Raw genomic sequence first — 24,184 nt, forward strand, 5'->3', positions numbered from 1 at the left:
ACTATATCTTAATTTAATGCAAAAGGAGCACACATTCTAAAAGTAGGAACAATTACTTTGAATGTCTTTGTTGTAGTAAAATTGATCATATTAAAATGACCTTTCATAGCGCCGTAAGGAGACGACAATAAACAGCCAGAGCTGTAAGTATGGTTTTCGCCAGGTTTTAGAACTGGTTTTTTGCCAATTACACCTTCACCATCTACAACTTCTAGATCATTTAGAGAATCAAAAATTTCCCAATGGCGAGAAGTTAATTGTACAGAATCTTTACTATGATTTTCTATGGTAACTACGTAGCTAAAAGCAAAATGAATCTTGTAGTTTTTGAAGTATGTACCTTCAAAACTAGTCAAAACAGATATTTTTATGCCTCGTGTAATTTGAGAAACCATACTAACGCCGTATATATGTGAGTGTTATAGAGGCAAAGCTACGAAAAAAAATCGTTTAAACTAAAACCTTAACATTGTTTTAATTGACTATATTGATAGAGTTTGCATTTCCTTTTCCGATTACGCGCTGATAACGGTCTGTGGCTTCTTTGTAATAGACCAAGATGGTGTACTCGTTTTCAGTCTGGTAAAAGTTTCCGTCAATGGCATTTTCAAAATCAACAACTCCTTTTTTGTCTGCAACGGTGTACTGAAAATTTGTAAAACCTTGCTTAATCATAATGGCTTTTTCAAAAACTCCTTTGTCGGTATTGTAGTCCATTTTGTATTCTGGCGAAAGGCTGTAGTTGTTAAACATTCCTGTAATGTAAATGTCTTTGTTCATTCTAAAAGCAGGAGCAGAGAGAGTGAAATAAACCCAAGCATAATCGGCTTCAATATCATTGTTGGAGCCGTTGATGTTTTTAACTACAAAATTTCCGTTTACGTCTTCATAATTAGTGTAAATCTGATTTCCTCTTGCGGCGTTGGTATACAAAAACGAATTGTAAATATCATTGTTCGAACCTACTTTGGCTATATTATTACTGGCCGCTCTAATGTCTTTGTTTTCAAAATACAAAAACTCATTTCCGCCCCAAAATTGGGTTTCTTTATCATATTTATAGACCAGCTGGTTGCCAATTGTATATTGAGGTATAATGTTTTTGATTTCGGTATGAAAATTTCCGTTTTGCAGTAAAAGCACTTTTACATTTTGCAGCGGAGTTTGAAAAGCGATATCATTAGATAAAATAGCAAAATCAAGATTCTGTTTGTAATCAATATTGCTAAGGTTACGGCTTCTTTTTACTTGAACTCCAACAGTGCAATGATCTTCAAACAAAATGAATTTTCTCGAAAAAACAACTTCTCTGTCCTCATTAAGAATTCGCAGCATATAATTGCCCGAAAGCTTTAACAGCTGTGTAAACTGATTAGGAAAAGAAAGTCTATAATGTGTGTAGACCTGTAGCGTATTAAACGAATTGGAAAAATCTGTAATTCTTTGGTTATCCATCCCCATAATATAGTCCGTTTTTGGAATGGCTGTTGGAATCCAGTTATAATCGCAATGAATCACTTCAAAGTAATAATTGGCTTCATTGCCAAACAGATCATCAAATTGGAATGTAAAGGCAGAACCTAATTCAAAAATTGGCGGAACATTACTGCCGTTCTGGATAAAAGAAGCAGTTTTAATATTGTATGGAGGGTCGATTTCTTTTTCCTGAGCTTTCGCTAAAGCGAAAATGAAAAGAAAAATAAAGCTTGTATATAAAAATTTCGGCATCTTAAAACGTTGTAAGATTGTAAATATAGCAATTTTATATAACGAAAAAGATGCCGATCTATTGGATTTAACGATTAGGCGCCTAAAATGTATTCTAAGTTGCCCTCTATTTCATCATTAATGTAACTTTCTTCCAAAAGAGAATCAGATAATAATTTTTTGTTTTCCTGCAGTTTAATGATTTTTTCTTCGACTGTATTTTTAGAAATAAAACGAATGACATTTACCTTATTCAATTGCCCAATTCTATGCGCACGAGCAACACCTTGTTTTTCTGCAAAAGGATTCCACCACGGATCTAAAAATAAAACATAAGAAGCTTTAGTAATATTTAAACCAACTCCACCTGCTTTAAGCGAAATAAAGAATAACAGCGGATTTTCTTTTTCCTGAAACATTTTGACCTGTTGTTCTCTTTTATCGGCAGGCGTTTCGCCCGTAATTTCACAAAACTCAATTTTGTTTTCCTTACACCAATCGGTATAAAAATTTAGATTCGTAACAAAAGAGCTGAAAATAATTGCCTTCTGTTTTCCTTTAACTAAACTTTCCAAATAATTGGTGACCGCAATATATTTACCCGAATCAATTTCAGAATCCTGATCAACCATTTTGGGGTGATTGCTGAGCTGTCTCAATTTCATCAAAGTATTAATGATATTGATTTTGTCTGGACCAGATCCATCAGTTTTAAGCAAAAAATTACGAGCTTTAGATTTTTCTTTTTCATATAGTTTTTCTTGCTCAGGATCCATGTCGCAGTAATAAATCTGCTCAGTCAATTCGGGCAGATCTTTTAAAACCTGTTCTTTGGTTCTTCTTAAAATATAAGGAGCGATTAGATTTTTTAATTCTGCCAAAACTTCTTCGTTCTGCTTTTTCTCAATAGGATTTTTGAAATTTTCCATAAAAAAAGCATAACTGCCCAAAATATCCGGATTGATAAATTGCATTTGCGACCATAAATCGTCAAGCGAATTTTCGATTGGTGTACCGCTTAGCGCAATTTTATGCCCTGTGCTGATTTTGTTGATGGCTTTAAAAATCTTCGAATTTTTATTTTTAATGTATTGGCTTTCATCCAAAATCAGATAGCGGAAATCGTATTTTTCTAAAATAGAAATATCACGATGAATAATGCTGTAGCTTGTAAAAATCAAATCGGTTGAATTGATTCTGCTCGCGAGCATTTTTCTGTCATTGCCCACATATTGCATTTTTGAAAAATGAGGTGTGAATTTGCCGGCTTCATTAAACCAGTTAAAAACCAGTGAAGACGGAAGAACAATCAAAGCTTTAAGCGGTTCTCTTTCAATTGTGGTTTCGTTGGCAAACAAATCAAAATTGGTGGTTTTGGTTGTAAAACCCAATTGTTCTTGTACAGAAACTAAAACAGATAAAGTTTGCAACGTTTTTCCAAGTCCCATATCATCGGCCAGACACGCGCCCATATTGGAATTGAAATGTCCCAAAAGCCATTTCACGCCATCAATTTGATAAGGTCTTAAAGTTGCTTTTATTAAATCTGAAGCTGTAAACTCAGCTTGATGAATTTGGTCTAAATCACTTTCGATTTCTGAAATTCCGTCTAAAGCGGTAAAATTGCTTTTACGCAACAAAAGGACGCCATTTTCTGTTTTGGCCAATTTTGCCAGCGAACCATATTTGCTAAACCATTCTAGGGGAATCAAAAAGTAATTTCCGTCTGGCAATGCAAAAAGCCTTTCCTTGCTTTTTATGTTTGGAATAATTTCACTGAAATTGATTTTATAATTTCCAACTGTAATTATTATTTTAATGTCAAACCAATCGCCAGCCGTTTCTTTTGAAGCAGAAATGGTATAGTTTTCCGTAATGATTTCTTTGCTTTCCAGTTTTAGATTTTCAATAGTAAAACCTAAGTTTTTAAGTTCTTCTTTATGATCAATAATCAGCTGAATATTGATAAAAGGATCTGTGTTTTCGGCCTCTGAGTTTAATCCAAATAATTCGTTTTTGATTTTGGTTAAACCAATTTCATTCAATTTTTCGATGTATAAACTTTCGTTAGGATTTCTTTTAAACTGAATTATTTTAGGTTCGTTGGCAATGCTGAAATCGACAAAAGAATGTGTTTTTTTAATTTTGCTCGCATCAAATGAATATCCGTTATAATCAAAATAAAGATTAAGATAATAGCAGTTTTTGAAAAAATCATGAATAGGCTGAATCGTGCAGGAAATAATTTTGTCACGAAGCTCAATTTCAAAACCGGTTGCTTCAATATCAATTTTCTTTGCAATTTGCGGAATAAAGCTCTTGAAGTAATCATCAACTAATTTTGATGGTATTTCAATAGATTTTTTCTTTAGAAAAGGCATTAGTTTTTTGGAGTTCAACTCTTTTAACTGCCCCAATTTTTTATTGATAATAAGCCAGCCTGGTTCATCTAAAAGAATATCTACTTTACTGTCCATTGGAGGAAAAACAGTTTCATTTTCCTTTAAAGATAAAGTATAGGTAATGCCTTCTGAATGTTTGTCAAACTGAATCTGCGGTTCAAAATCAAGCGGTTCAATACTCACTCTTGAACGATAAAAATCTTTTTCAGGCCCGAGGTTTAAAGACAGCGGAAATTGCTCTTTTACAATTAAATCATAAAACGAACCTAAATTGAATTTTAAATGCTGACGAATCGCAAATTCAATTTTTGAATCTTTCTGCAAATCGGCAATTGTTTTGGCTGATTTAATTTTTGCGCCAAATTTCTTAAAAATAAACTCGGGTTTTAAAGAGTCGCAAGCGGTTAATATTCTTTTTGAATTGGAATCTAAATTGTCAAAAGTGATTCCGAAACTTTCAAGCACATCGGGACTTGCTTTTTTGTCTAAATATTTGATGTCGCTAGTATTCTCAACAATGTATGCGGTTGGAAGATAGGTGTTCAGATTTTTTTCCAAACTGATGTCAAAACAGAACTGAAATGATTTTGTAGGTTCCAAGATTTAGGGATTTGGTTAGGCTTGTAATTTAGGTTTAGGCAAAAAAATAAAAGGAGTTTTCAAAATAGTAATAATTTGAAAACTCCTTTTAAATGAACTTATATCGCTTATATGGTGAAAAAATTAGTTTTCCTGTTTAAAGCAAAGCGGAATAATCTCGCCTTTTGCCAAACAGTATTTTTCAACCAATTCTGGTGCAATTTTGTTGGTGTAATCTTCTTCAATCACAATAAAACCAATGCTTCTTAATTTATCAAAATAATCTCGGCCATAAACACGAACGTGGTCGTATTGTCCGAATATTTTAGCACGCTCTTTCTGGTCTGTAATCGAATCATCTGCAAAAGTAACTTCGCGGGATAAATCCTGAGGAATTTGAAGAATCGCCATTCCGCCTGGTTTTAGGACTCTGTATAATTCCTGCATTGCTTTTGTGTCATCTGGAATGTGCTCCAAAACGTGATTGCATAAAATAACATCATATTCGTTATCCTTAAAAGGCAAATTACAGATGTCTGCTTTTACGTCTGCCAAGGGCGAAAGTAAATCAGTAGTTGTGTAATCTAAGTTTTTCTGCTTGCGGAATCTTTTATAAAAAGCTTGTTCCGGAGCAAAATGCAATACTTTTTTTGGTGCTGTAAAAAAATCAGTCTGATCGTTTAAATACAGCCAAAGTAAACGGTGTCTTTCCAGTGAAAGCGTGCTTGGAGAAAGTACATTATTACGCTGTTTTCCATATCCGTAAGGCAAAAACGATTTAAAGCTTTTTCCGTCAATTGGGTCAGTAAATTTATCTCCTTTTAAAGAGAAAGCTAAAATTGGACGCGCCACATAACTCAAACGAATTAATATTGGACGCGGGATTGTATTTAAGACTAATTTGAAAAGTTTTTTCATTTATATTTTAAATATTCTTTGAAATTTGTCATTGTCAATTACCTGATATTTCGAAAAGAGATGTTTGTATTTTATTTGAAGTTTCCTCTCAGTATTTCTAAAAAATAATAACCTTGCTGCAAGTGAAGTATTTCTTTTATCATAAACTACGTAAATTTGAAAGATATCATTCGGAAAACATAAGTTTTCTTTAAAACCTTTGTCAAATATATAATTGTAAAAAGAAATAATAGATTCTGTTGCTTTTAGTCTAAAATCAGTTTCAGAAATCTTTCCTCTTTTGAATTCTACAAATATAACTTTTCCATTTTTAAAGTAAATGGTGTCGGAAGTCTTTATCTTTTCTTTTGTACCTTCCATTACATCACTATCATCAATTATAGTATCAAAATCAAAAACTTCTTTTGTAGACGAAACTACTGAAATTTTATTTTCTTTATCGAATGAAATATCTGTCAACGATTTTTTTCGAACATTATCTTCAAAAATTGTTCAATGTCATTAATTCTCATCATTCAGGTCTTGAATTGTATAAAAAGCTTCGGAAATGGAACTTAAAATCGGGGATATGTTTTTTGTGACATCAATTATTTTTGAGCATAATCCATTTTCTTTTTTTTCTGCAAAATAAAAATTTGTTGATTTTTCATATTGATATTTTTTAGAATATGCTTCCAAAGCTTCAATGAAGTATGGACTGTGTGATGTCAATAAAATTGGAATGGCTAATTCCTTAGATAATAAAACTAAAATTTCAGCAAATTTAACTTGCCAAGTTGGATGTAAATGAACTTCAGGTTCATCAATAATTAATAAAGTGTTTGAATTTAATTTCCCTTTTTGTAAAAGTAATTGCAGAATTCCAAAACTTTTTATTCCAGTAGCAATATTTCCAAATTCGAATTCTGTAGCATTTTTTGTAAAAACTATTTCGTCTAATGAATCAATATTAAAATCACCATTTATGACTTTTGATATCATAGATAGTAAATTGTTATTTTTGCTACTATCATCAGAGAAAATACTCAATTCATTTTCTCTTAAAAATATTAGTTTATTTAAATGATCATTCTTGTCTATAATTTCATTAAAACGAACGAAATAAGTTTGCGTTAGTCTTAATGGTGATTCGATAAAAATGACTTCATCGTAATAGAAAGAAGAACTGTTTTCAAGTCCTAAGAATTCAATTTTATCTTTGAAATAAATACTTTTTTCTTCAATTCCTCCAATTTTAATAAAAGAGTCACTTTTATTGAATGAATTGGATATTTGATTGCCAAATTCATTTTTTAAAAAAGATTCTAATCTATAATGTAGTGCTTCTGTAGAATCAAAAGAAATTGAAGTTCTATGATTAAAATCATTTATGAATTCAGAAAGTTTTTCCTTAATCTGTTGGTTGGAATAATTATCGTATAAGTTAAGTACAGCATCCAATGCATTATTTATAGAATTAATAATTTCAACATCTTTTTTTGAATGTAACAAAGAAGGTCTTATTTCTAATTTCTCTAGAAATTCTGAAATAAATTTATTTTGAATATTTTGGTCATTTTCATTCGTTGTAGTAGTTCTTGACAAAAGATTTCGAATATCTCTAGTTTTGTCATAAACAAATCGGATTTTATTTGCATTATGCGATATTTCGTCGCCATTTACGCCTCTAATTAATGCATATAAAACTTTACCGACGGTACTTTTTCCAGAATCATTTTGACCGGCAATGAGAGTAATTCCCTCAATATTGATGTCAGCTTCTTCAATAATTCCAATATTTTGGAGTTTAATTTTCATTAGATACTTTTTATAAAGTAGTTAGGTTTAAACTTAATAAATAATTTCTATACTAAGTTATAAAATTATTTTGGCTAATATATTATTTTAATAATCTTGGCGTATATCTTTGTGAATCTCTGTGGAATAAACATTACACTACAAGGGGAACTTGTCTGAATTCATCTTCTTCGTTACTCTCGATTCCAAGAGCTTTATAGATGTATTGGAAAGTCGATAACAATTCTGGTTTTCCATCAACTAAAGCAACATCGTGTTCGAAATGCGCACTTGGTTTTCCGTCAGCGGTCAAGATTGTCCAGCCGTCTTTAAGCTGTTTGATATTTCTGGTTCCCATATTGATCATAGGTTCGATTGCGACAACCATTCCTTCAACAAAAAGTTTTCCGCGTCCGCGTTTTCCGTAGTTTGGCATTTCTGGCTCTTCGTGCATTTTTTGCCCGACACCATGTCCAACCAATTCACGAACAACACCGTAACCGTGAGCTTCAGTATATTTTTGAATCGCATTTCCGACATCTTCTACGCGATTTCCAGCTTTAAATTCTCTAATTCCAACGTAAAGAGATTCTTTAGTTACGCGCAAAAGTTTTTTAACTTCAGGAGCAACTTCTCCGATTTCGAAACTGTAAGCGTGATCTCCGTGGAAACCATTTTTAAAAGCCCCGCAGTCAACCGAAATAACATCACCGTTTTTAAGAGGAACATTATTAGGAATACCGTGAACAACTTGAGCGTTTGGGCTCATGCAAAGCGAATTCGGAAAATCATACAATCCAAGGAAACTTGGAACTGCACCGTGATCACGAATAAATTCTTCGGCCAATTTGTCAAGATATAATGTTGTAACTCCTTCTTTAATTTCAGAAGCAATCATTCCTAATGTTTTTGATACGATTAAAGCACTTTCGCGCATTAATTCGATTTCCTCTCTAGTTTTCTGGATAATCATATTTTTCCCATTTTCAGTTGGCAAAAGTACAATTTTTATCTCATTTTTTTATGTAATTTTTTTTCGCCACGAATTCACGAATTATCTTAAATAAAAATCTAAGAAATCGAATTTCACAAACTTCATTGATAAAGAATTTAAAGGTGAAGTTTTGGTGTAATTCGTGAATTCGTGGCTAATAACTCGTGAGGCTTTCAGAAAAAAGCCATAAATTAGTAGTGCAAATGTTTATAATTATGGAAATTTCAACTGATCAAGATATAGCTAAAGTAAAGGCATTAAAGAAAATGAAAGCAACAGCTTTGTCGCTTTTGGGTTTTGCGGTGCTTCTTTTTATAATTGCCATTTATTTTAAAATTCCAATGCTTCAAGCTTTTAGCGAGGCGGCAATGGTTGGCGGAATTGCCGATTGGTTTGCTGTTGTGGCGCTTTTTCGTCACCCGATGGGAATTCCAATTTGGCATACGGCAATTATTCCGACTAAGAAAAATGAAATTGGGGAGAACCTAGGAAATTTTGTTTCTGAGGAATTTCTCGACCGCGAAAAATTAGAAATTAAATTGGACGAATTCAATTTTGCAACTAAGGCTTCAGAATGGCTTTCGAAGGGAGAAAATGCGAATAAAATTGCCAATGCGGTTGCAGTAAGTGTCATACCCGGAATTCTAAGGACTATTAAAGATGAAGATGTGAAGCGATTTATTCAAGTTCAGTTTAAGGAAAAAATTGAAGGAATAAATTTTGGAGAATGGGTAGCATTGGCATTAGAACCTTTACAAAAAGGAAACTTAAAAAATCAGATGCTGACGAATCTTCTTGAAGTAATGAGCAGTGAATTGACTAATAATAAAGATCTGATCAGACAGAAAGTAAAAGCATCTACTCCGCTTTTAAGCTTTGGATTGGCTGATAAAAGCATTACAGAAGGTGTTTTTAATGGTTTGCAGGATTTTCTGAACGAAGCTAAAAAGCCAGAAAGCGCTGTGCGTTTAAAAATTGATGAGTATATTTTTAATTTCTTGGAAAAAGTCAAAAACTCTGAAGAAATGAGAATCAAAATCAATGATATGATTTTGGGTTTTGTAGGGAGAAAAGAGGTTCAGGATTACATTAATGGAATTTGGGACGAAATTAAACTTTCCATTACCAACGATTTAAGCCGCGGAGATGATTCGTCAATAAAAAATAATATTGCAGATTTAATTCAGACTTTCGGTAACGGTATTAAGGAAGATGCCGTGATGATTGATAAAATCAACGGATTTATTAAAAATGATCTATTATCAATGCTTTTGAACAATAAAAAAGTAATTGGAGATTTGATTTCGTCAACTGTTAAAAGTTGGGACGGGAAAGAGGTTTCAGAGAAACTAGAACTAGAAATTGGGAAAGATCTTCAATATATAAGAATCAATGGGACTTTGGTTGGTGGCGTTATCGGGCTCGTGATTTATGGCGTTGAGCAGATTTATCATTATTTTATTTTTTGATAAAAAACATTTCAAATTATACGATTGCCACCCTGAGCGGAAGCCTGTGATCTCTACTGCACGCGCCTTCGACTTCACTCAGGCTGGCATACAAGACTTAAAACAAAAAAGAGGCAAATGTTGAAATTTGCCTCTTTTTTTGAGATCTGTTTTTAATGAACTTATATAACTTATATGGTGATAATTATAGAAGTGAATGACAAGTCATTGCATTTGGCTGCTGTACTCCCATTAATTCTAAAATAGTTGGGGCAATATCGCCTAAAACACCATTTTGAATGTTTTTCAATTCTTTATCCACCAAAATGATCGGCACTGGGTTTGTGGTGTGAGCCGTATTTGGAGAACCATCAGGATTAATCATCGTTTCGCAGTTTCCGTGATCGGCAATTACGATTGTAGTATAATTGTTAGCAAGAGCAGCTTCGATAACTTGTTTTGCACAAGCATCTACAGCTTCACAAGCTTTAATTGCAGCTTCCATAATTCCAGTATGTCCAACCATATCTCCATTTGCGAAGTTTAGACAAACAAAATCAACTTCACCTTTGTTTAATTCAGGAACAAGGGCATCAGCCAATTCGTAAGCGCTCATTTCTGGTTTTAAATCGTAAGTGGCCACTTTTGGAGAATTTCTCAAGATTCTTGATTCGCCTTCAAAAGGAGTTTCTCTACCTCCAGAGAAAAAGAAAGTTACGTGCGGATATTTTTCAGTTTCAGCAATTCTGATTTGTTTTTTGCCCGCTTTTTCTAAAACTTCACCAAGCGTCTCAGTGATATTATCTTTATTGTAAACTACTTTTACGTTTTGATACGTTTCGTCGTAGTTTGTCAATGTTACATAATATAAGTTTAGTTTATGCATATTCTGCTCGTGGAAATCCTGTTGCGAAAGCGCTTCGGTAAGTTCGCGTCCTCTGTCAGTTCTAAAGTTAAAGAAGATTACAACATCGCCTTCAACAATAGTGGCAAGAGGTTTTGCATTATCGTCAACGATAACAACTGGTTCGATAAATTCGTCGGTAACATCTTTTTCATAGCTTGACAAAACACTTGCAACAGCATTTGTTGATGGAGTTCCAACACCGTTTACAACAAGGTCATAAGCTAATTTTACGCGTTCCCAACGTTTGTCGCGATCCATTGCGTAATAACGTCCAACGATAGAAGCGATTTTTACTGGAGTATCTTTAATGTAATCTTCTAAATCGTGAATGTATTTTGCTCCAGATTTTGGGTCAACATCGCGCCCATCTGTAAAAGCATGAATATAAACCTGATCTAAACCGTATTCTTGAGAAGCGTCAATTAATCCTCGAAGGTGTGACGTATGCGAGTGAACACCGCCATCTGAAACTAATCCTAAAAAGTGTACTTTTTTATTGTTGTCTTTAGCATAAGTAAAAGCGTTAATAAGAACTTGCTCTTTTGCTAAAGTTTTGTGCTCTACGGCTAAATTTATTTTGGCTAAATCTTGGTATACAATTCTTCCTGCACCAAGATTCATGTGTCCAACTTCGCTATTTCCCATTTGCCCTTCCGGAAGACCAACATTTAATCCGTCGGTTCTAAGTTGTGCGCTTGGGTAATTTTTATAAAGACTGTTTATAAAAGGAACATTTGCATTGTCTATTGCAGATACTTTAGGGTCAGGAGATTTTCCCCAACCATCTAAAATCATAAGGATAACTTTTTTGTTCATTGCATTTTTGTTTTCTACAAATATAAGGCATTTATAAAGTTTGAAACCTGACGGATGTTACATTTATGTTTAATAAAATGAAGTGTAAAAAAAAATATTGATTTAATTGAAGAAGCCTTTATTTTTTAAAATTAATTCACGCCAAGCTCTTTTTCTGACTTTATTTTTGACAGCATTATAGCCAATAAAGTATTTTGTGCCAATAGAAAAGCTGTTTTTAAAGCTTCTTTAAGTAGAGTCTAAAATTTTAAGATTTGGACTTGTTCTACATTTTTTAAGAAAGAGGATAAAATGATATGAATTTCCCTGTAAGATAAAATCTTACAGAAAAAGCAAAATTATGTTAATAATGTTAAAGTTTAAGCAAAAAAGCCTTGAAAATCAGGCTTGTATTTTGCAAGGAATGATTTTTTTATACTTTTGCGATACCCAAATTTTTGTTTAACCTAAAGAAATTCAATGATTTACAAAATTTATCCGTTATTGGTGTTTTTGCTATTGTCTTTTGGAAAAGATTCAAAAAACACAGCCCATCTTAAAAAAAATGAGACTGTAAAGGCGATTGCTAAAGTCGAAAAAGTTACAGTTGATTCTAAAATCGAGAGCGTTTATAACGCTTTAAATTCAAACAACTTTAAAATGCCGGAGCTTAAAACTTTTTCTGAAGCTTTAAAAGGATTTTATTTGTTGAAGGAAAGAGGAGTGATCAAGAAAGATATCCTGACGCTGATTGATTTCAGTTTGTCATCAAACACCAAACGTTTGTGGGTGATTGATTTGGCTAGCAATACAATTCTCTTTAATTCGCTTGTCGCTCATGGCAGAAATACTGGAGAAGAGTTTGCTTCAGCATTTTCAAATCTTAATTCATCATTTAAAAGCAGTTTAGGTTTTTATGCAACAGGTGAAATTTATCAAGGCAAGCATGGTGCTTCTTTGCGTTTGGATGGTTTAGAAAATGGCGTAAATGACAATGCCCGCGAAAGAGGTGTTGTAATGCACGGAGCAGATTACGTATCCGAGTCTTTCATCAGAAATCATAAAAGATTAGGCAGAAGTCAAGGCTGTCCTGCTGTTCCAGTTGAATTGACAAACGAAATCATTCAATTAATAAAAGACAAATCGTGTTTATACATCTACCATCCGTCAAGAAGTTTTGCGATGGAGGAGAGGTTAATTTCTTAATTTGGCATATAAATCCGAATCTAAATCATAAATATCAGCTCTAAAAAGGAGCTGATTTTTTTTGCTCCATGCGGTCCAGTACCATTGATACAAAGCATATTTTTTGCTAATCTTAAAACTCATGGTTTTTTTACTTGCAATGATCGTGTCAATTCGATCTTGAGGCCAGTTTCCGTCAACATCTAAAATGTGTTGCGCAAGCTCAAGCGGATTTTCAACACGCACGCATCCCGAACTCATAGAACGATTGCTGCGGCCAAAGATGTTGCGGTGATTGGTATCATGCAGATAAACGCTATGATGATTTGGGAACAAAATTTTCATTAATCCCAGCGAATTGTCATAGCCTGGGCTTTGTACATAACGATAGTTGTTCGGTTTATTTTCATTCCATGCCATCGGAGACACTACCTTTCCAGCCGTATCGTAAATAGTGATATTCTTATTGGCTAGATAATTTCGGTTTCTTTTCATTGCAGGAACCACATCTTCTTTTAAGATAGTTGGTGGAACAGTCCAAGTTGGGTTAAAAACAACTGTTTTTAAGAACGAAGTAATAATAGGTGTTCTTCTTTTGCTGGTTCCTACTACAATATTTCTGACTAGGGTAGTGTCTTTATTTTCGACAACATTTAAGCTATAATCAGGAATATTGATGATAAAATAGTTTTCTGCCAACTCTGATGGATACCATCTCCAGCGTTCCAAATTGACAATTATCTGTTTCTTTCTGTTTTCTTTAGAATAATTTAAAGCGCGGACAGTTCCTGTTCCGATAACTCCGTCCGAAGCCAAACCATGCCTTTCTTGGAATCTTTTAACCGCTTCAAAAGTTTTCTGATTGTAAATCTGCGTAAGACTGTCTTTTCCTGTCATATCATTCCAGTACAAAAGCCTTTTTTTGATGTTGATTAGGGCAGGATTGGTGTCGTTTAAAACAATTTTATCAGCAGCCTCAATAGTCTTTATATTGTCATCTGGAAAAGTATTGATGATTTCTAATGCTTTTAGCAGTTCTTTATAGGTTTGGGTTTTAGGCTGAATATTTTCGACAATACTGTCTAATTTGTTTTTGTTGAAGCCTTTAATCAAAACAGCATTTACATCAAATGTTTTTTCTTCCAAATCCCAATTGCCATATAATTTTCTAGGATCTAATTTTCCTTTATACAGATGGTTTAGGTATTTTTCAAAATTATAAGTCAGCAAAATATCATAAGTAGCCAAATCTTTATCGTTTAAAGAAGCGACTCTATTTTCAAACTTTTTTAATTGAGAGATTTTATAATCTTCTGGTTCTAAGCCTAGTTCTTCAGATTTTTCTAATTGCGATAAAACAAAAGTTCTCTTTTTGAGATTTCCCCATACAGTTTGATTTACAGATGCAGCGTAAAACTGCTTTAAGGTTTCGCTTTTATAAATTCCTATTAATGCTGTGTCTATTTCGACAGTTCTCTCATCAGTAAGTATAATTGCCGGCACCTTTTTTTTGACAATAGGTGCAGGTTTTGGGTCTTCTTTTTTGCATCCCCAAAAAAGGCATATTACTACTAAAGAGTAAAGTTTTTTCATTTTATAAATTTTTAAACATCAAATAGTGTTCGCCAACATCTTTAATTTCAAATGCTTCGCCTACAGATTGATAGTTCATTTTCTGATAAAAGGCTATAGCGGCAGTTCTAGCATTGAACCAAATTAAGTCTATTTGGTTTTCATTGCAATAAGCCTCGCAATGTCTTACCAAAGCCTCTCCGAATCCTTTTTTCTGATGGGTTTCTAAAACAGCCATCCCTCGAATCTGAGCTTGATTTTGAGCGGCAAATATAGGATTGATTTTTTCAAATAGCGAAATAATTCCTATTAATTTTTTATCATCAAATAAACCGAAATGATGTGTGGATTCTAAATCGTCGCCTTCAAAGACGCAACTTTCGATAGGTTTGCTCTTTCTTAAAACAGGTTGGCGAACGGCATAAGTTTCCTTTGGTGAAATTTCTCTGATTGTAATCATGATTTTTTGAAAAAATATTGATTTTATAACTTTTTAATTTTAAATAAGTTATAAAAAAATGTTGATTTTTATTGATTTTTTTTGCCCAAAAGCTTGTTTTTAACTGAACTTTCTTTCTATATTTGCACAACCAATGCGAAAGTAGCTCAGTTGGTAGAGCTCCAGCCTTCCAAGCTGGTTGTCGCGAGTTCGAGCCTCGTCTTTCGCTCTAAAAAGTAAACACGTTTTACTTAAGTGAAAATAAAATTTTTGATTTTTATTTTTTTTAAAGATTAAATTTTTTAAATTTGCACCCGGTTAATGCGAAAGTAGCTCAGTTGGTAGAGCTCCAGCCTTCCAAGCTGGTTGTCGCGAGTTCGAGCCTCGTCTTTCGCTCTTCAAAAGCCTCAAACATTGTTTGAGGCTTTTTTGTTTTGCACTAAAATGTAAAGCCTTAATAGTTTAAATTCCAAATTCCAATTTTGCGCTTACTCGTTTTAAATTTTGGAATTTGGAACTTAAAATATTGAATTTTTACTTTATATCGCTTAAGTCGCTTTCTGTTTCTAATTCTACTTGGTCTTGGTTTTGTCTGAACAAGCGAGCTTTCAAATCTCCTTTCAAAGTAATTTTTTCTCCTTTAACTTCTAGCCAGCTTCCTTCTCTTAAACCTAAAACTGGAATAGAATTAAAGACGTGAAATTCTTTGATTCTCGTTTCGCGAGTTTCTCCCATATGTTTAGATTGTAAGTCGGCATCTAGATAGTGTGCATTTAAGTTAAATGGGATTAATCCTAGAGTCTGAAAACTTGGAGGATAAATAATAGGCATATCGTTGGTAGTCTGCATTGACAAGCCGCAGATGTTGCTTCCTGCACTCGATCCTAAATAAGGAGTGCCGTTTTTTACGGTTTCAGAAAGCAGTTGCATGATGTTGTTTTTATAAAGTTGGGTAACTAATAAAAAAGTATTGCCGCCTCCCGTAAAAATTCCTTCAGCATTTTTTACGGCATCCTGCGGGTTTTCAAATTCATGAATTCCTTTGATGCCAATGTTGATTGTGGCAAAGGCTTCAGCAGCTTTTTTGGTGTACTCGTCATGCGAAATTCCGCCGGGGCGCGCATACGGAACGAACAAGATGGTTTTGCAGTTTTTAAAATGTGTTTTTAAAGTAGGTAAAATATATTCTAAATAGTTGCCTCCGTGTAAAGTGGAAGTGCTTGCAATAATAATGCTTTTCATGATTTTCTAAACTCAAATTTTGTTTGTTAAAGATATTAAAAACTCTGTTTTTGTCTAAATTTTTAGGGTTTTAATTAACATATTTTTACCAAGTCATTAATATTAAATTTGGAAAGACTTAAGATATTTTTACCGTTTTAAGAATATTTTTAAATTATTTTATTTTGTTTCAGAAAATTACCTGTTTTTTAATTGTTGTAGCCGGGCAGGTTTGCTGGTCACAAAACCAAGAACGTTCTGTTTTTAACGGGAAAGTGGTTTCAAATGCCTCAGATTTAGAGGGTATTCATGTGATCAATGCACAAACTGAAGAAACTGTAACAACAAATGCATCTGGATCTTTTTCGATTTTGGCAAAGGCAGATGATGTTCTGGTTTTCTCCTCAATAAGTTTTAAGGAAAAAAGAGTTTTGCTGAAACAGGAAGATTTTTCAAACCTTAATTTTGCCGTCAACCTTACTATGATAATGTATCAATTGCAGGAAGTTGTTGTGAGACGGTACGATAATATTAATGCTGAAAGTTTGGGTGTAATTCCGATGGGACAGAAGAAATACACCGCTGCAGAGCGTAAATTGCAGACCGCGACCGCGCTAAATCCTACAGCAAGTGCGGGAACAATGGCTGGCGGTTCTATATCTGCAGATCCATTGCTAAATTTTTTCTCAGGAAGAACAGCTATGCTTAAAAAAGAGGTTGCTGTAGAAAAAAAGGAGTTTTTTATGAAGCTTTTGGAAAATATGTTTAGTCTGGACCATTTTATTGACCGATTAAAAATTCCAGCCGATTATGTGAAAGGGTTTGAGTATTATGCGATAGAGAACGATAAGTTTACGGCCATTTTGAATTCTAAAAATAAAACTTCTACAGAATTTCTTTTAGGAGAATTGGCTGTAAAATATAAAGAAATGATTGCTAGTGAGAGTAAGTAGAATTATATCAATTATTATTTTTCTTTTTTTTGTTCAGATTGGCTTTGGGCAAAAAACAGATGTTAAGCTTTTGACAGGAAAAGTGCAGGAGCAATCTAGTCCTGTTGAAGGAGTGAATATTATAAATAACGCCACTCAAGTGACTGCGGTTTCAGATTCTGACGGAAATTTTTCGATTGCGGCGAGAGAAGGAGATGTTTTGGTTTTTTCTGCTGTAAACTTAGACCCTGTTAAGCTTAGGGTAACCTCAGAAGATTTGGCTAAGAGTTCTCTGGTTGTAAAAATGACAGCCAAAGAAGTCGAATTGAAAGAAGTTGTCGTTAATGAAAATGCTAATATAACTGCCGAAAATCTTGGAATAATTCCTTATGGACAAAAAAAATATACGCCTGCAGAACGAAAGGTTTACACCGCAACTTCAACATCGATTGATAAGCTGTTGAATAAGATTTCTGGAAGAACGGCGATGCTGAAAAAAGAAATGAATGTAGAGAAAAAAGAAATTCTTTTTAGCAAGCTTGAGTATCTTTTTGAAGAGAACTATTATACAGATCGATTGAAAATTCCTGTAGATGATATAAAAGGATTTCAATTATTTTGTGTAGATGATGCTGATTTTGCTGTATCTTTGAATACTAAAAACAAAACAATGAGTATGTTTTTAATCACAGATCTAGCAAGAAAATATCTAACAATTCTCGAAAATGAAAAATAAACTAGGAGTACTCGTTGTCTGCTTATTTTGTCAATTTGTATTAGGACAAAACGGTTTTAGGAAACCATTGCACGGTCAGATAATAAATGATTTTTTGGCCATAGAAAGCGGTTATGTAATGAATATCAATGCAAATGTTAGAACATTTATTGGTTCTGGCGGATTGTTTGATATTATGGCGCAGCCAAAAGACACTTTGCTGTTTTCTGGACTGACATTTCAGTCAAAAAAAATAGTTTTAACTGAAAAAGATTGTGCTGAGGTGCTTTTGAAGGTAAAATTAGATTTGGTTAACAATCAGCTTAAAGAAGTTGTTGTTCACAAAGAATTAAAAGTAAAATCACTGCAAGGCGGTTCGCAAGGAATTGTGGATATGCAGTTTGAAGATGATAAGCAGTCTACTGCAAAAAATACGGCAATGCTATCAGATCAGACTATAAAATATGGGACTGATTTTGTTCGAATCTTTAAAGATGTCAAAAAGCTTTTAAGTAAAAAAGAAGAGGTTAAAGAAGAAGAAATTACCGATATTGCTTTTGTCGAATATGCGAAAGACAATTTCACCAAAGATTTTTATGCTAAAACACTTAATCTTAAAGCCGATGAAGTAGAGCTTTTTCTAATGTATTGCTCAAACGATCCGCGTTCTAAGCAATTGGTAGACCCAGACCAAAAGTTTCAGCTAATGGATTTTATGATTAATAAGAATAAAGATTTTAAGAAAGCTGAGGCTGTTCAAAAATGAAAAAAAAGTTAGTTTATTCTTTGCTGGGAGTTCTGTTTGTGTTGTCTTCAGCATTTACTTTTCATAAATTTTATGTAGGTGTTTTTCAGGTAAATTATGCAGCAGAAAAGAAAATGCTGCAGATTACTTCCCGCATTTTTATTGATGATTTGAATAATGCCATGGAGAAAAAATATCACAAGAAAACATTTGTTGGCACAAGCAAAGAAACTCCGGCAGATATTGAATTATTAAAAAAATACCTTTCTGAGCATTTTTCGATTAAAGTTAATGGGCAGTCAAAAGCCATAACTTTTTTATCTAAAGAAGTTGAAGCTGATGATGTTTTGGTTTGTTACTCCAGAATTAAGGACGTTGATAAATTTAAAACACTTGAGATTTCAAATACGATTTTGGTTGATTGGAATTCAGAGCAGCAAAACATTACACATATTTCAGCATTTGATACAAAAAGAAGTGTTCTTTTTACAGAATCTTCAAGGAACGAATTGTTAAAATATTAATGTGTTGGTAAAATTAATATTTTAATTATTATTTTCACAGCCTAAAGAAATTACCATTAAGAATTTATGAAAAAACTTTCATTTTTACTACTTTTTCCTGCAATTTTAGTAGCGCAAGACAAAGCAACAACCGCTCCTGCAAAACAACAGGGAAAATACGATACCAATAAGTTTAGCCAGATGTACGATTTGCTGGCTACACCAAATATGTTTCGTACGGCTTCTGGAGCTCCAGGGCCAGCTTACTACCAACAGCAGGCAGATTATAAAATCGATGTTGAATTGGATGATAAAAATTCAAGGTTAAGCGGATCTGAAACAATCACCTACACTAATAATTCGCCAGATAGTTTGGAGTATTTATGGGTGCAGTTAGATCAAAATCAAGCAAAAGCAAATACGCAGACTTCTTTGGCGGAAAGCGACAAAATTAGTCAGGTATTGCCGCTTGAAGGCTTTTCTTCTAAATATCTGAAAAAAGATTTAGAGCGCGGTTTTAATATTGAACAAGTTAGAGATGCTAAGGGAAGCGCCATGTCATATACGATCAACGAAACTATGATGCGTATTAATCTGACTTCGCCTTTAAAACCAGGAGAAAAAATATCATTCTCAATCAAATGGTGGTACAATATCAACAACTATAGAAAAGAAGGCGGCCGTTCAGGATATGAATTATTTGAGAAAGATGGCAATAAATTATATGTAATCGCACAGTTCTACCCAAGAATGGCGGTTTACAATGATGTTGAAGGATGGCAAAATATGCAGTTCTGGGGCAGCGGTGAGTTTGCTCTTCCTTTTGGAAACTTTGATGTAAACATTACTGTTCCTGCAGATCACGTGATTGATGCAACAGGAGAATTAATGAACAGAAGCGAAGTATTTACTCCAGAACAAGTAAAAAGATACGAGCAAGCACAGAAGTCATTTGATAAACCTGTGGTTATTGTAACGCAGGCAGAAGCAGAAGCTGCCGAAAAAGGCTTTTCTGAAAAGAAGAAAACTTGGAAATTCAGTGCTAAGAATGTTCGTGATTTTGGAATTGCTTCTTCAAGAAAATTCATTTACGATGCAATGGCTGTAAAATTGAATAACAAAGTGGTAATGGCAGAATCTGTTTATCCAAAAGAAGCAAATCCGCTTTGGGGAGAGACTTCTACTATGACAGTTGCCCATACTTTGAAAAGCTATTCTGCACATACTTTTGATTATCCTTATCCTAAAGCGGTTTCTGTTTCTGCAGAAGACCAAGGAATGGAATATCCTATGATCTGCTGGAATTATGGACGTCCAGACGAAAATGGCGTAACCAGCAGAGAAGTTAAAAATGGAATGATTGGAGTTGTTATCCACGAAGTGGGACATAACTTCTTTCCAATGATTGTAAATTCAGATGAGCGTCAATGGACTTGGATGGATGAAGGTTTGAATTCATTTTTAGAATATTTAGCTGAGCAGGAATTAGATCCGACTTTTCCTTCAAGGAGAGGGCCTGCAAAAAATATTGTGCCTTACATGAGCGGTGACCAGAAGTTTTTAGAGCCAATTATGTCAAACTCTGAAACAATTCACCAATTTGGAAACAATGCGTACGGAAAACCAGCTACAGGTCTTAATATTTTAAGAGAGGTGGTTATGGGAAGAGAATTATTCGATCATGCATTCAAAACATATGCTAACAGATGGAAGTTTAAACATCCGACCCCAGAAGATTTCTTTAGAACAATGGAAGATGCTTCGGCTGTAGATTTAGATTGGTTCTGGAGAGGTTGGTTCTACTCAACAGATTTTGTTGATATCGGAATTAAAGAAGTAAAACAATATTACGTTTCAGATACTCCAACGGCAGATATAAAAGATGTAAAAGTTAGAAAAGGACGTTTCGGATACGAAAAGGGACCTTTTGTTTACCTAGTGTCTGGAGATAATGCAGAAGTAAGCGATTCTAAGAAAAAAGCTTTAAAAGTAGAAGATTTCAAACCTTTAGCAGATTATGTAGACCAGACTTTTACTGCTGAAGAAAAAGCGAGCATTAAATCTCCTAAATATTTCTACGAAGTAGAATTTAATAAGCCAGGCGGAATGATTATGCCTATATTGGTTGAGATTACTTACGAAGATGGTTCTAAAGATAGTTACAAATACCCAGCGCAAATCTGGAGAAAAAGTAATGAAACGGCAAGAAAAGTGTATGCTACAACAAAAGCAATTAAGAGCATTCAGATTGACCCTCAATTGTTAACGGCAGATATTGATGTAACTAATAACTCTTGGCCAAAAGTAGAAGCAAAGTCAAAATTTGACTAAATAAATTAAAAACTTAAAAAAAGCTCATCAGGTTTCCAAATGCTTGATGAGCTTTTTTATTTTAATTAAATGCATTTTCAAGGACTTTTTAAGTTAATTTTAAAACTCTAAGCTGCAAAATTTAATATCTTTGCGACAACAAAATTAAAAGTTATGTTTGGTATAGGAGGAGGAGAATTAGTTTTTATACTGTTTATAGTACTAATGCTTTTTGGTTCAGATAAAGTGCCGGAAATCGCGCGTACAATGGGAAAAGCTATGGCTCAATTAAAAAATGCAACCAATGATATTAAAAGTGAAATTCAGAAAGGAGCTGAGGCTAATGGCCTTGACACAAAATCTCTGAACGATATTACCGGAAATATCAATGCAGAAATTAATAATGCAAAATCAAATTTGCTTGGAGATACAGGAAATCTTTTAGGAGATACTGCCACTGAAATCGAAAAAGTAAAAGAAGATATTGACACTCTTTCAGGACCTATAAAACGCCAAATGTAATGCTTGAAAAAATACAGGAATTAGATAAAGATCTTTTAATATTTCTTAACGGATTAGGTTCTGAGACATATGATAAGTTGTGGCTTATTATTACCAACCAGCTGTATTGGACGCCATTTTTCTTATTGCTATTCTATCTTATTTATAAAAAAATAGGAGGGAAACAAACTTTGTATTTACTGCTTTTTATTGCAGTTCTGATTGCTTTTACAGATCAGACTTGTAATTTATTCAAACATACTTTTCAGCGTTTGCGACCATGCAATGATCCTGAAGTAAACTCAATTATTCGAGTGGTTCAGGTTAGAAAATCGTTTAGTTTCTTCTCTGGACACGCAGCCAATACAATGGCGGTTGCAACTTTTTTATATCTAATTTTAAAACGTTACTTTAAATATTTCGGCTTCATATTTCTGTGGCCTTTAATTTTTGCTTACAGTAGAATTTATTTAGGACTGCATTTTCCAGGCGACATCCTTACAGGATATTTCTTTGGTGCCCTCTTCGGATTTTTATTGTATTTAGTTTACAGAAAGCTGAAACCGCAGTATTTCCCGGGATAGATTTTTTTTAAGCTTCTAAGCTGCTGAGTTTCTAAGCTTTCAAACTGAAAATATATTATTTTTATAATTGCCTCCAGCTAAAGCTGGAGGTTTTTTTATGGAGTAAAACAAAAGGCTTTAGCCAAAATATTGCGAAGTATTTTGGCTAAAGCTTTTGAAACTAAATTATGCTCTTCCAGCTAAAGCTGGAGGCAAGTCAATAGTGTGTTTTCTATTTAAAAAACTTAAAAACTTAGCAACTCAGTATCTCGGTATCTCAGAACCTTAGCAACTCAGCACCTTAGTTAATAATCGTTTTTTCACTCCATTCCAACCCTTTCGGCAGTGGCTGTTTGCTAAATTCAATATGAATGACTCTTCTGCGTTCGTTGTTCGTTGTTTTATTTGATGCGTGAAATAATAAAGGCTTCATAATCATAATGCCGCCTTTTTCGACTTCGCAAATTGTTTCTTTTTCTTTTTCGAAATCAAGATTTTCAATTCTCAAAATTCCTTTAGAATGTGAATTATGGATTACTTTTAAAGCTCCATTATCTTTAGTGGTTTTGTCAATATGAATTCTGACTGTGAAATTATTTTCTAATATCTCTGTAGGCGGCTGCACTGCAAATTGATTTTGTTTTACAGTCCAGTTTTCAAAATTTTCTACTTCAATTTTTTGATCTACAGAAATAGTTAAATCCTGATGATAAGCTACAAACCAATTTGATTTTTCGGGTTTATCAAAATAAATAGATTTCGTTATAAAGAAGCCCTTGCCGAAAGTAGATTCTATAATGTCTTGTAGTTTTTTATTAAAAATGAAAGGAAGAGTTTCTGGTGCTTCTTTATGAAATTGTCTAATTGCAAATAAATCTTGAGACTTTCTGAAAGTAGCATTTTCTTGATTATTCACAGTTTTGTTTTCAATCAACGAAATTAGATTTTCAATTTCATTTTCTGTAAAAACATTATTTATTATTGCAAAACCTGCAGAGTTTATTTCGGCACTATAATTCATCTTAGTAATTGTTGAATTGCCTACAGCTTTAGCTGGAGGTAAAATAGGATTGAAAAGAAAAGGCTTTAGCCAAATATTGCGAAGTATTTTGGCTAAAGCCTTTGAAACTAAATTATGCTCCTCCAGCTAAAGCTGGAGGCAAGTCAATAGTGTGTTTTCAGCTTAAAAGCTTAGCATCTCAGTATCTCAGAACCTTAGAAGCTAAATTTTACAATACTCTCGAAACTGTCAATCCATCGCGAATTGGCAGTAAAACAGTCTCTACTCTAGGGTCGTCTTTTAAAAGCTGATTGTATTCTAAAAGCACTTTTGTGCTAACATCATTTGGATGAACTGGTTCTAGAATTTTTCCGCTCCACAACACATTATCTGATAAAATGATGCCGCCTTTATTCATTTTTGGCACAATCATTTCCCAGTAATTCAAGTAGTTTTCTTTGTCAGCATCAATAAAAACCAAATCAAATTTTATGTCTAAATCTGGGATGATATTAACGGCCTCTCCTAAATGTTGAAAAATCTGTTTTCCCCAAGGAGATGCATCAAAATATTTTCGCTGAAAATCTACCAGTTCTTCTTTAATGTCAATTGTGTGCAATTGTCCGCTTTCTTGCATTCCTTCGCACAGGCACAAAGCTGCATACCCAGTGTAGGTTCCAATTTCAAGAATGTTGACTGGACGAATCAATTTTGAAAGCATACTTAAAACACGGCCTTGAAAATGACCGCTTAGCATTCTTGGCAGAAGTATTTTTTGGTAGGTTTCTTTGTTCAGTTTTGCTAATAATTCTGGTTCATTTTCAGAATGCTGTTCGATATAATCTTCTAATTCTTGAGAGATAAAATGCATGGTGTAGTATCTTGTAATTTGAAGACAAAAATACAAAAATATCTGCTTGCGATTTGGCATAAAAAAACCATTCGCAAAACGAATGGTTTCTGGTTGAGTTA

Annotated in this window: 22 protein-coding genes and 2 tRNA genes; 11 read left to right on the forward strand and 13 right to left on the reverse strand. The window is 33.6% G+C overall.

What is annotated here, in order from left to right; genetic code table 11:
* Positions 1-8: 8 nt before the first annotated feature.
* From apaG to map, 7 genes are all read right to left on the reverse strand, one after another.
* Positions 9-395: a Co2+/Mg2+ efflux protein ApaG gene (gene apaG, locus N4T20_RS08550; protein WP_008467225.1), complete on the reverse strand. Its 387-nt coding sequence runs from the start codon at positions 393-395 to the stop codon at positions 9-11.
* Positions 396-474: 79 nt separating this feature from the next.
* On the reverse strand, positions 475-1,728 hold the full coding sequence (locus N4T20_RS08555; protein ID WP_260672619.1) for a DUF5103 domain-containing protein: 1,254 nt from the start codon (positions 1,726-1,728) through the stop codon (positions 475-477).
* 74 nt (positions 1,729-1,802) lie between these two features.
* Positions 1,803-4,709, reverse strand: a complete 2,907-nt coding sequence (locus N4T20_RS08560; protein WP_260672620.1) for a DEAD/DEAH box helicase — start codon at positions 4,707-4,709, stop codon at positions 1,803-1,805.
* Positions 4,710-4,832: 123 nt separating this feature from the next.
* Positions 4,833-5,606, reverse strand: a complete 774-nt coding sequence (locus N4T20_RS08565; protein WP_119789342.1) for a class I SAM-dependent methyltransferase — start codon at positions 5,604-5,606, stop codon at positions 4,833-4,835.
* Positions 5,607-6,065 (reverse strand): hypothetical protein, encoded by a 459-nt coding sequence (locus N4T20_RS08570; protein ID WP_260672621.1) that lies wholly within the window; start codon positions 6,063-6,065, stop codon positions 5,607-5,609.
* Positions 6,066-6,107: 42 nt separating this feature from the next.
* The gene (locus tag N4T20_RS08575; protein ID WP_260672622.1) at positions 6,108-7,403 is read right to left on the reverse strand and encodes an ATP-binding protein; all 1,296 of its coding nucleotides are present in this window, start codon (positions 7,401-7,403) and stop codon (positions 6,108-6,110) included.
* Between the two features lie 133 nt (positions 7,404-7,536).
* A complete protein-coding gene (gene map, locus N4T20_RS08580) occupies positions 7,537-8,355 on the reverse strand; it encodes a type I methionyl aminopeptidase (protein WP_260672623.1) in 819 nt (272 codons plus the stop codon).
* Positions 8,356-8,591: 236 nt separating this feature from the next.
* Between map and N4T20_RS08585 the strand changes: the two genes are divergently transcribed.
* Positions 8,592-9,845: a DUF445 domain-containing protein gene (locus tag N4T20_RS08585; RefSeq protein ID WP_260672624.1), complete on the forward strand. Its 1,254-nt coding sequence runs from the start codon at positions 8,592-8,594 to the stop codon at positions 9,843-9,845.
* Between the two features lie 184 nt (positions 9,846-10,029).
* Here N4T20_RS08585 and gpmI read toward each other — a convergent pair whose 3' ends face one another.
* On the reverse strand, positions 10,030-11,547 hold the full coding sequence (gene gpmI, locus N4T20_RS08590; protein WP_260672625.1) for a 2,3-bisphosphoglycerate-independent phosphoglycerate mutase: 1,518 nt from the start codon (positions 11,545-11,547) through the stop codon (positions 10,030-10,032).
* A 459-nt stretch (positions 11,548-12,006) separates the two neighbouring features.
* Between gpmI and N4T20_RS08595 the strand changes: the two genes are divergently transcribed.
* Entirely contained in the window at positions 12,007-12,732 is a 726-nt protein-coding gene (locus N4T20_RS08595; protein ID WP_260672626.1) for a murein L,D-transpeptidase catalytic domain family protein, read from the forward strand.
* Here the strand turns inward: N4T20_RS08595 and N4T20_RS08600 are convergent.
* A complete protein-coding gene (locus tag N4T20_RS08600; protein WP_260672627.1) occupies positions 12,721-14,304 on the reverse strand; it encodes a murein L,D-transpeptidase in 1,584 nt (527 codons plus the stop codon). The genes N4T20_RS08595 and N4T20_RS08600 overlap by 12 nt on opposite strands.
* A gap of 1 nt (position 14,305) precedes the next feature.
* Positions 14,306-14,743 (reverse strand): GNAT family N-acetyltransferase, encoded by a 438-nt coding sequence (locus tag N4T20_RS08605; RefSeq protein ID WP_260672628.1) that lies wholly within the window; start codon positions 14,741-14,743, stop codon positions 14,306-14,308.
* 135 nt (positions 14,744-14,878) lie between these two features.
* Here N4T20_RS08605 and N4T20_RS08610 point away from each other — a divergent pair.
* Together N4T20_RS08610 and N4T20_RS08615 are read left to right on the forward strand one after the other, a co-directional pair.
* A tRNA-Gly gene (locus N4T20_RS08610) sits at positions 14,879-14,951 on the forward strand.
* A gap of 94 nt (positions 14,952-15,045) precedes the next feature.
* Positions 15,046-15,118, forward strand: a tRNA-Gly gene (locus tag N4T20_RS08615).
* Between the two features lie 138 nt (positions 15,119-15,256).
* Here the strand turns inward: N4T20_RS08615 and pepE are convergent.
* Positions 15,257-15,964 (reverse strand): dipeptidase PepE, encoded by a 708-nt coding sequence (gene pepE / locus N4T20_RS08620; protein WP_260672629.1) that lies wholly within the window; start codon positions 15,962-15,964, stop codon positions 15,257-15,259.
* 164 nt (positions 15,965-16,128) lie between these two features.
* On the opposite strand from pepE, the gene N4T20_RS08625 reads away from it, so the two are divergent.
* The 7 genes from N4T20_RS08625 (at position 16,129) to N4T20_RS08655 (ending at position 22,233) form a co-directional block, all read left to right on the forward strand.
* Positions 16,129-16,896 (forward strand): carboxypeptidase-like regulatory domain-containing protein, encoded by a 768-nt coding sequence (locus tag N4T20_RS08625; RefSeq protein WP_260672630.1) that lies wholly within the window; start codon positions 16,129-16,131, stop codon positions 16,894-16,896.
* A complete protein-coding gene (locus N4T20_RS08630) occupies positions 16,883-17,611 on the forward strand; it encodes a carboxypeptidase-like regulatory domain-containing protein (protein ID WP_260672631.1) in 729 nt (242 codons plus the stop codon). The genes N4T20_RS08625 and N4T20_RS08630 overlap by 14 nt, the downstream gene beginning before the upstream one ends.
* Positions 17,601-18,356, forward strand: a complete 756-nt coding sequence (locus N4T20_RS08635) for a hypothetical protein (RefSeq protein WP_260672632.1) — start codon at positions 17,601-17,603, stop codon at positions 18,354-18,356. The genes N4T20_RS08630 and N4T20_RS08635 overlap by 11 nt, the downstream gene beginning before the upstream one ends.
* Complete coding sequence (locus N4T20_RS08640; RefSeq protein WP_260672633.1) at positions 18,353-18,859, forward strand: DUF6702 family protein; 507 nt, start codon at positions 18,353-18,355, stop codon at positions 18,857-18,859. Before N4T20_RS08635 ends, N4T20_RS08640 begins: the two co-directional genes overlap by 4 nt.
* Before the next feature lie 66 nt (positions 18,860-18,925).
* A complete protein-coding gene (locus tag N4T20_RS08645; RefSeq protein WP_260672634.1) occupies positions 18,926-21,169 on the forward strand; it encodes a M1 family metallopeptidase in 2,244 nt (747 codons plus the stop codon).
* Between the two features lie 153 nt (positions 21,170-21,322).
* A complete protein-coding gene (locus N4T20_RS08650) occupies positions 21,323-21,670 on the forward strand; it encodes a twin-arginine translocase TatA/TatE family subunit (RefSeq protein ID WP_260672635.1) in 348 nt (115 codons plus the stop codon).
* Complete coding sequence (locus tag N4T20_RS08655; protein ID WP_260672636.1) at positions 21,670-22,233, forward strand: phosphatase PAP2 family protein; 564 nt, start codon at positions 21,670-21,672, stop codon at positions 22,231-22,233. Before N4T20_RS08650 ends, N4T20_RS08655 begins: the two co-directional genes overlap by 1 nt.
* 280 nt (positions 22,234-22,513) lie before the next feature.
* Here the strand turns inward: N4T20_RS08655 and N4T20_RS08660 are convergent, their stop codons facing one another.
* Positions 22,514-23,233 (reverse strand): phytanoyl-CoA dioxygenase family protein, encoded by a 720-nt coding sequence (locus N4T20_RS08660; RefSeq protein WP_260672637.1) that lies wholly within the window; start codon positions 23,231-23,233, stop codon positions 22,514-22,516.
* 208 nt (positions 23,234-23,441) lie between these two features.
* Positions 23,442-24,083, reverse strand: a complete 642-nt coding sequence (locus N4T20_RS08665; protein ID WP_260672638.1) for an O-methyltransferase — start codon at positions 24,081-24,083, stop codon at positions 23,442-23,444.
* Positions 24,084-24,184 lie beyond the last annotated feature (101 nt).

Origin of the sequence: Flavobacterium sp. TR2, assembly GCF_025252405.1 — a bacterium.
Lineage (GTDB): Bacteria > Bacteroidota > Bacteroidia > Flavobacteriales > Flavobacteriaceae > Flavobacterium.

What these genes read in the sequence shown, in the direction of transcription:
- N4T20_RS08635 (WP_260672632.1), top strand. Translation starts at nt 17,601, where the DNA reads ATGAAAAATAAACTAGGAGTACTCGTTGTCTGCTTATTTTGTCAATTT.
- N4T20_RS08555 (WP_260672619.1), bottom strand. Translation starts at nt 1,728, where the DNA reads ATGCCGAAATTTTTATATACAAGCTTTATTTTTCTTTTCATTTTCGCT.
- pepE (WP_260672629.1), bottom strand. Translation starts at nt 15,964, where the DNA reads ATGAAAAGCATTATTATTGCAAGCACTTCCACTTTACACGGAGGCAAC.
- N4T20_RS08665 (WP_260672638.1), bottom strand. Translation starts at nt 24,083, where the DNA reads ATGCATTTTATCTCTCAAGAATTAGAAGATTATATCGAACAGCATTCT.
- map (WP_260672623.1), bottom strand. Translation starts at nt 8,355, where the DNA reads ATGATTATCCAGAAAACTAGAGAGGAAATCGAATTAATGCGCGAAAGT.
- N4T20_RS08650 (WP_260672635.1), top strand. Translation starts at nt 21,323, where the DNA reads ATGTTTGGTATAGGAGGAGGAGAATTAGTTTTTATACTGTTTATAGTA.
- N4T20_RS08595 (WP_260672626.1), top strand. Translation starts at nt 12,007, where the DNA reads ATGATTTACAAAATTTATCCGTTATTGGTGTTTTTGCTATTGTCTTTT.
- N4T20_RS08655 (WP_260672636.1), top strand. Translation starts at nt 21,670, where the DNA reads ATGCTTGAAAAAATACAGGAATTAGATAAAGATCTTTTAATATTTCTT.
- apaG (WP_008467225.1), bottom strand. Translation starts at nt 395, where the DNA reads ATGGTTTCTCAAATTACACGAGGCATAAAAATATCTGTTTTGACTAGT.
- N4T20_RS08565 (WP_119789342.1), bottom strand. Translation starts at nt 5,606, where the DNA reads ATGAAAAAACTTTTCAAATTAGTCTTAAATACAATCCCGCGTCCAATA.
- N4T20_RS08645 (WP_260672634.1), top strand. Translation starts at nt 18,926, where the DNA reads ATGAAAAAACTTTCATTTTTACTACTTTTTCCTGCAATTTTAGTAGCG.
- N4T20_RS08600 (WP_260672627.1), bottom strand. Translation starts at nt 14,304, where the DNA reads ATGAAAAAACTTTACTCTTTAGTAGTAATATGCCTTTTTTGGGGATGC.
- N4T20_RS08605 (WP_260672628.1), bottom strand. Translation starts at nt 14,743, where the DNA reads ATGATTACAATCAGAGAAATTTCACCAAAGGAAACTTATGCCGTTCGC.
- N4T20_RS08585 (WP_260672624.1), top strand. Translation starts at nt 8,592, where the DNA reads ATGGAAATTTCAACTGATCAAGATATAGCTAAAGTAAAGGCATTAAAG.
- N4T20_RS08640 (WP_260672633.1), top strand. Translation starts at nt 18,353, where the DNA reads ATGAAAAAAAAGTTAGTTTATTCTTTGCTGGGAGTTCTGTTTGTGTTG.
- gpmI (WP_260672625.1), bottom strand. Translation starts at nt 11,547, where the DNA reads ATGAACAAAAAAGTTATCCTTATGATTTTAGATGGTTGGGGAAAATCT.
- N4T20_RS08660 (WP_260672637.1), bottom strand. Translation starts at nt 23,233, where the DNA reads ATGAATTATAGTGCCGAAATAAACTCTGCAGGTTTTGCAATAATAAAT.
- N4T20_RS08575 (WP_260672622.1), bottom strand. Translation starts at nt 7,403, where the DNA reads ATGAAAATTAAACTCCAAAATATTGGAATTATTGAAGAAGCTGACATC.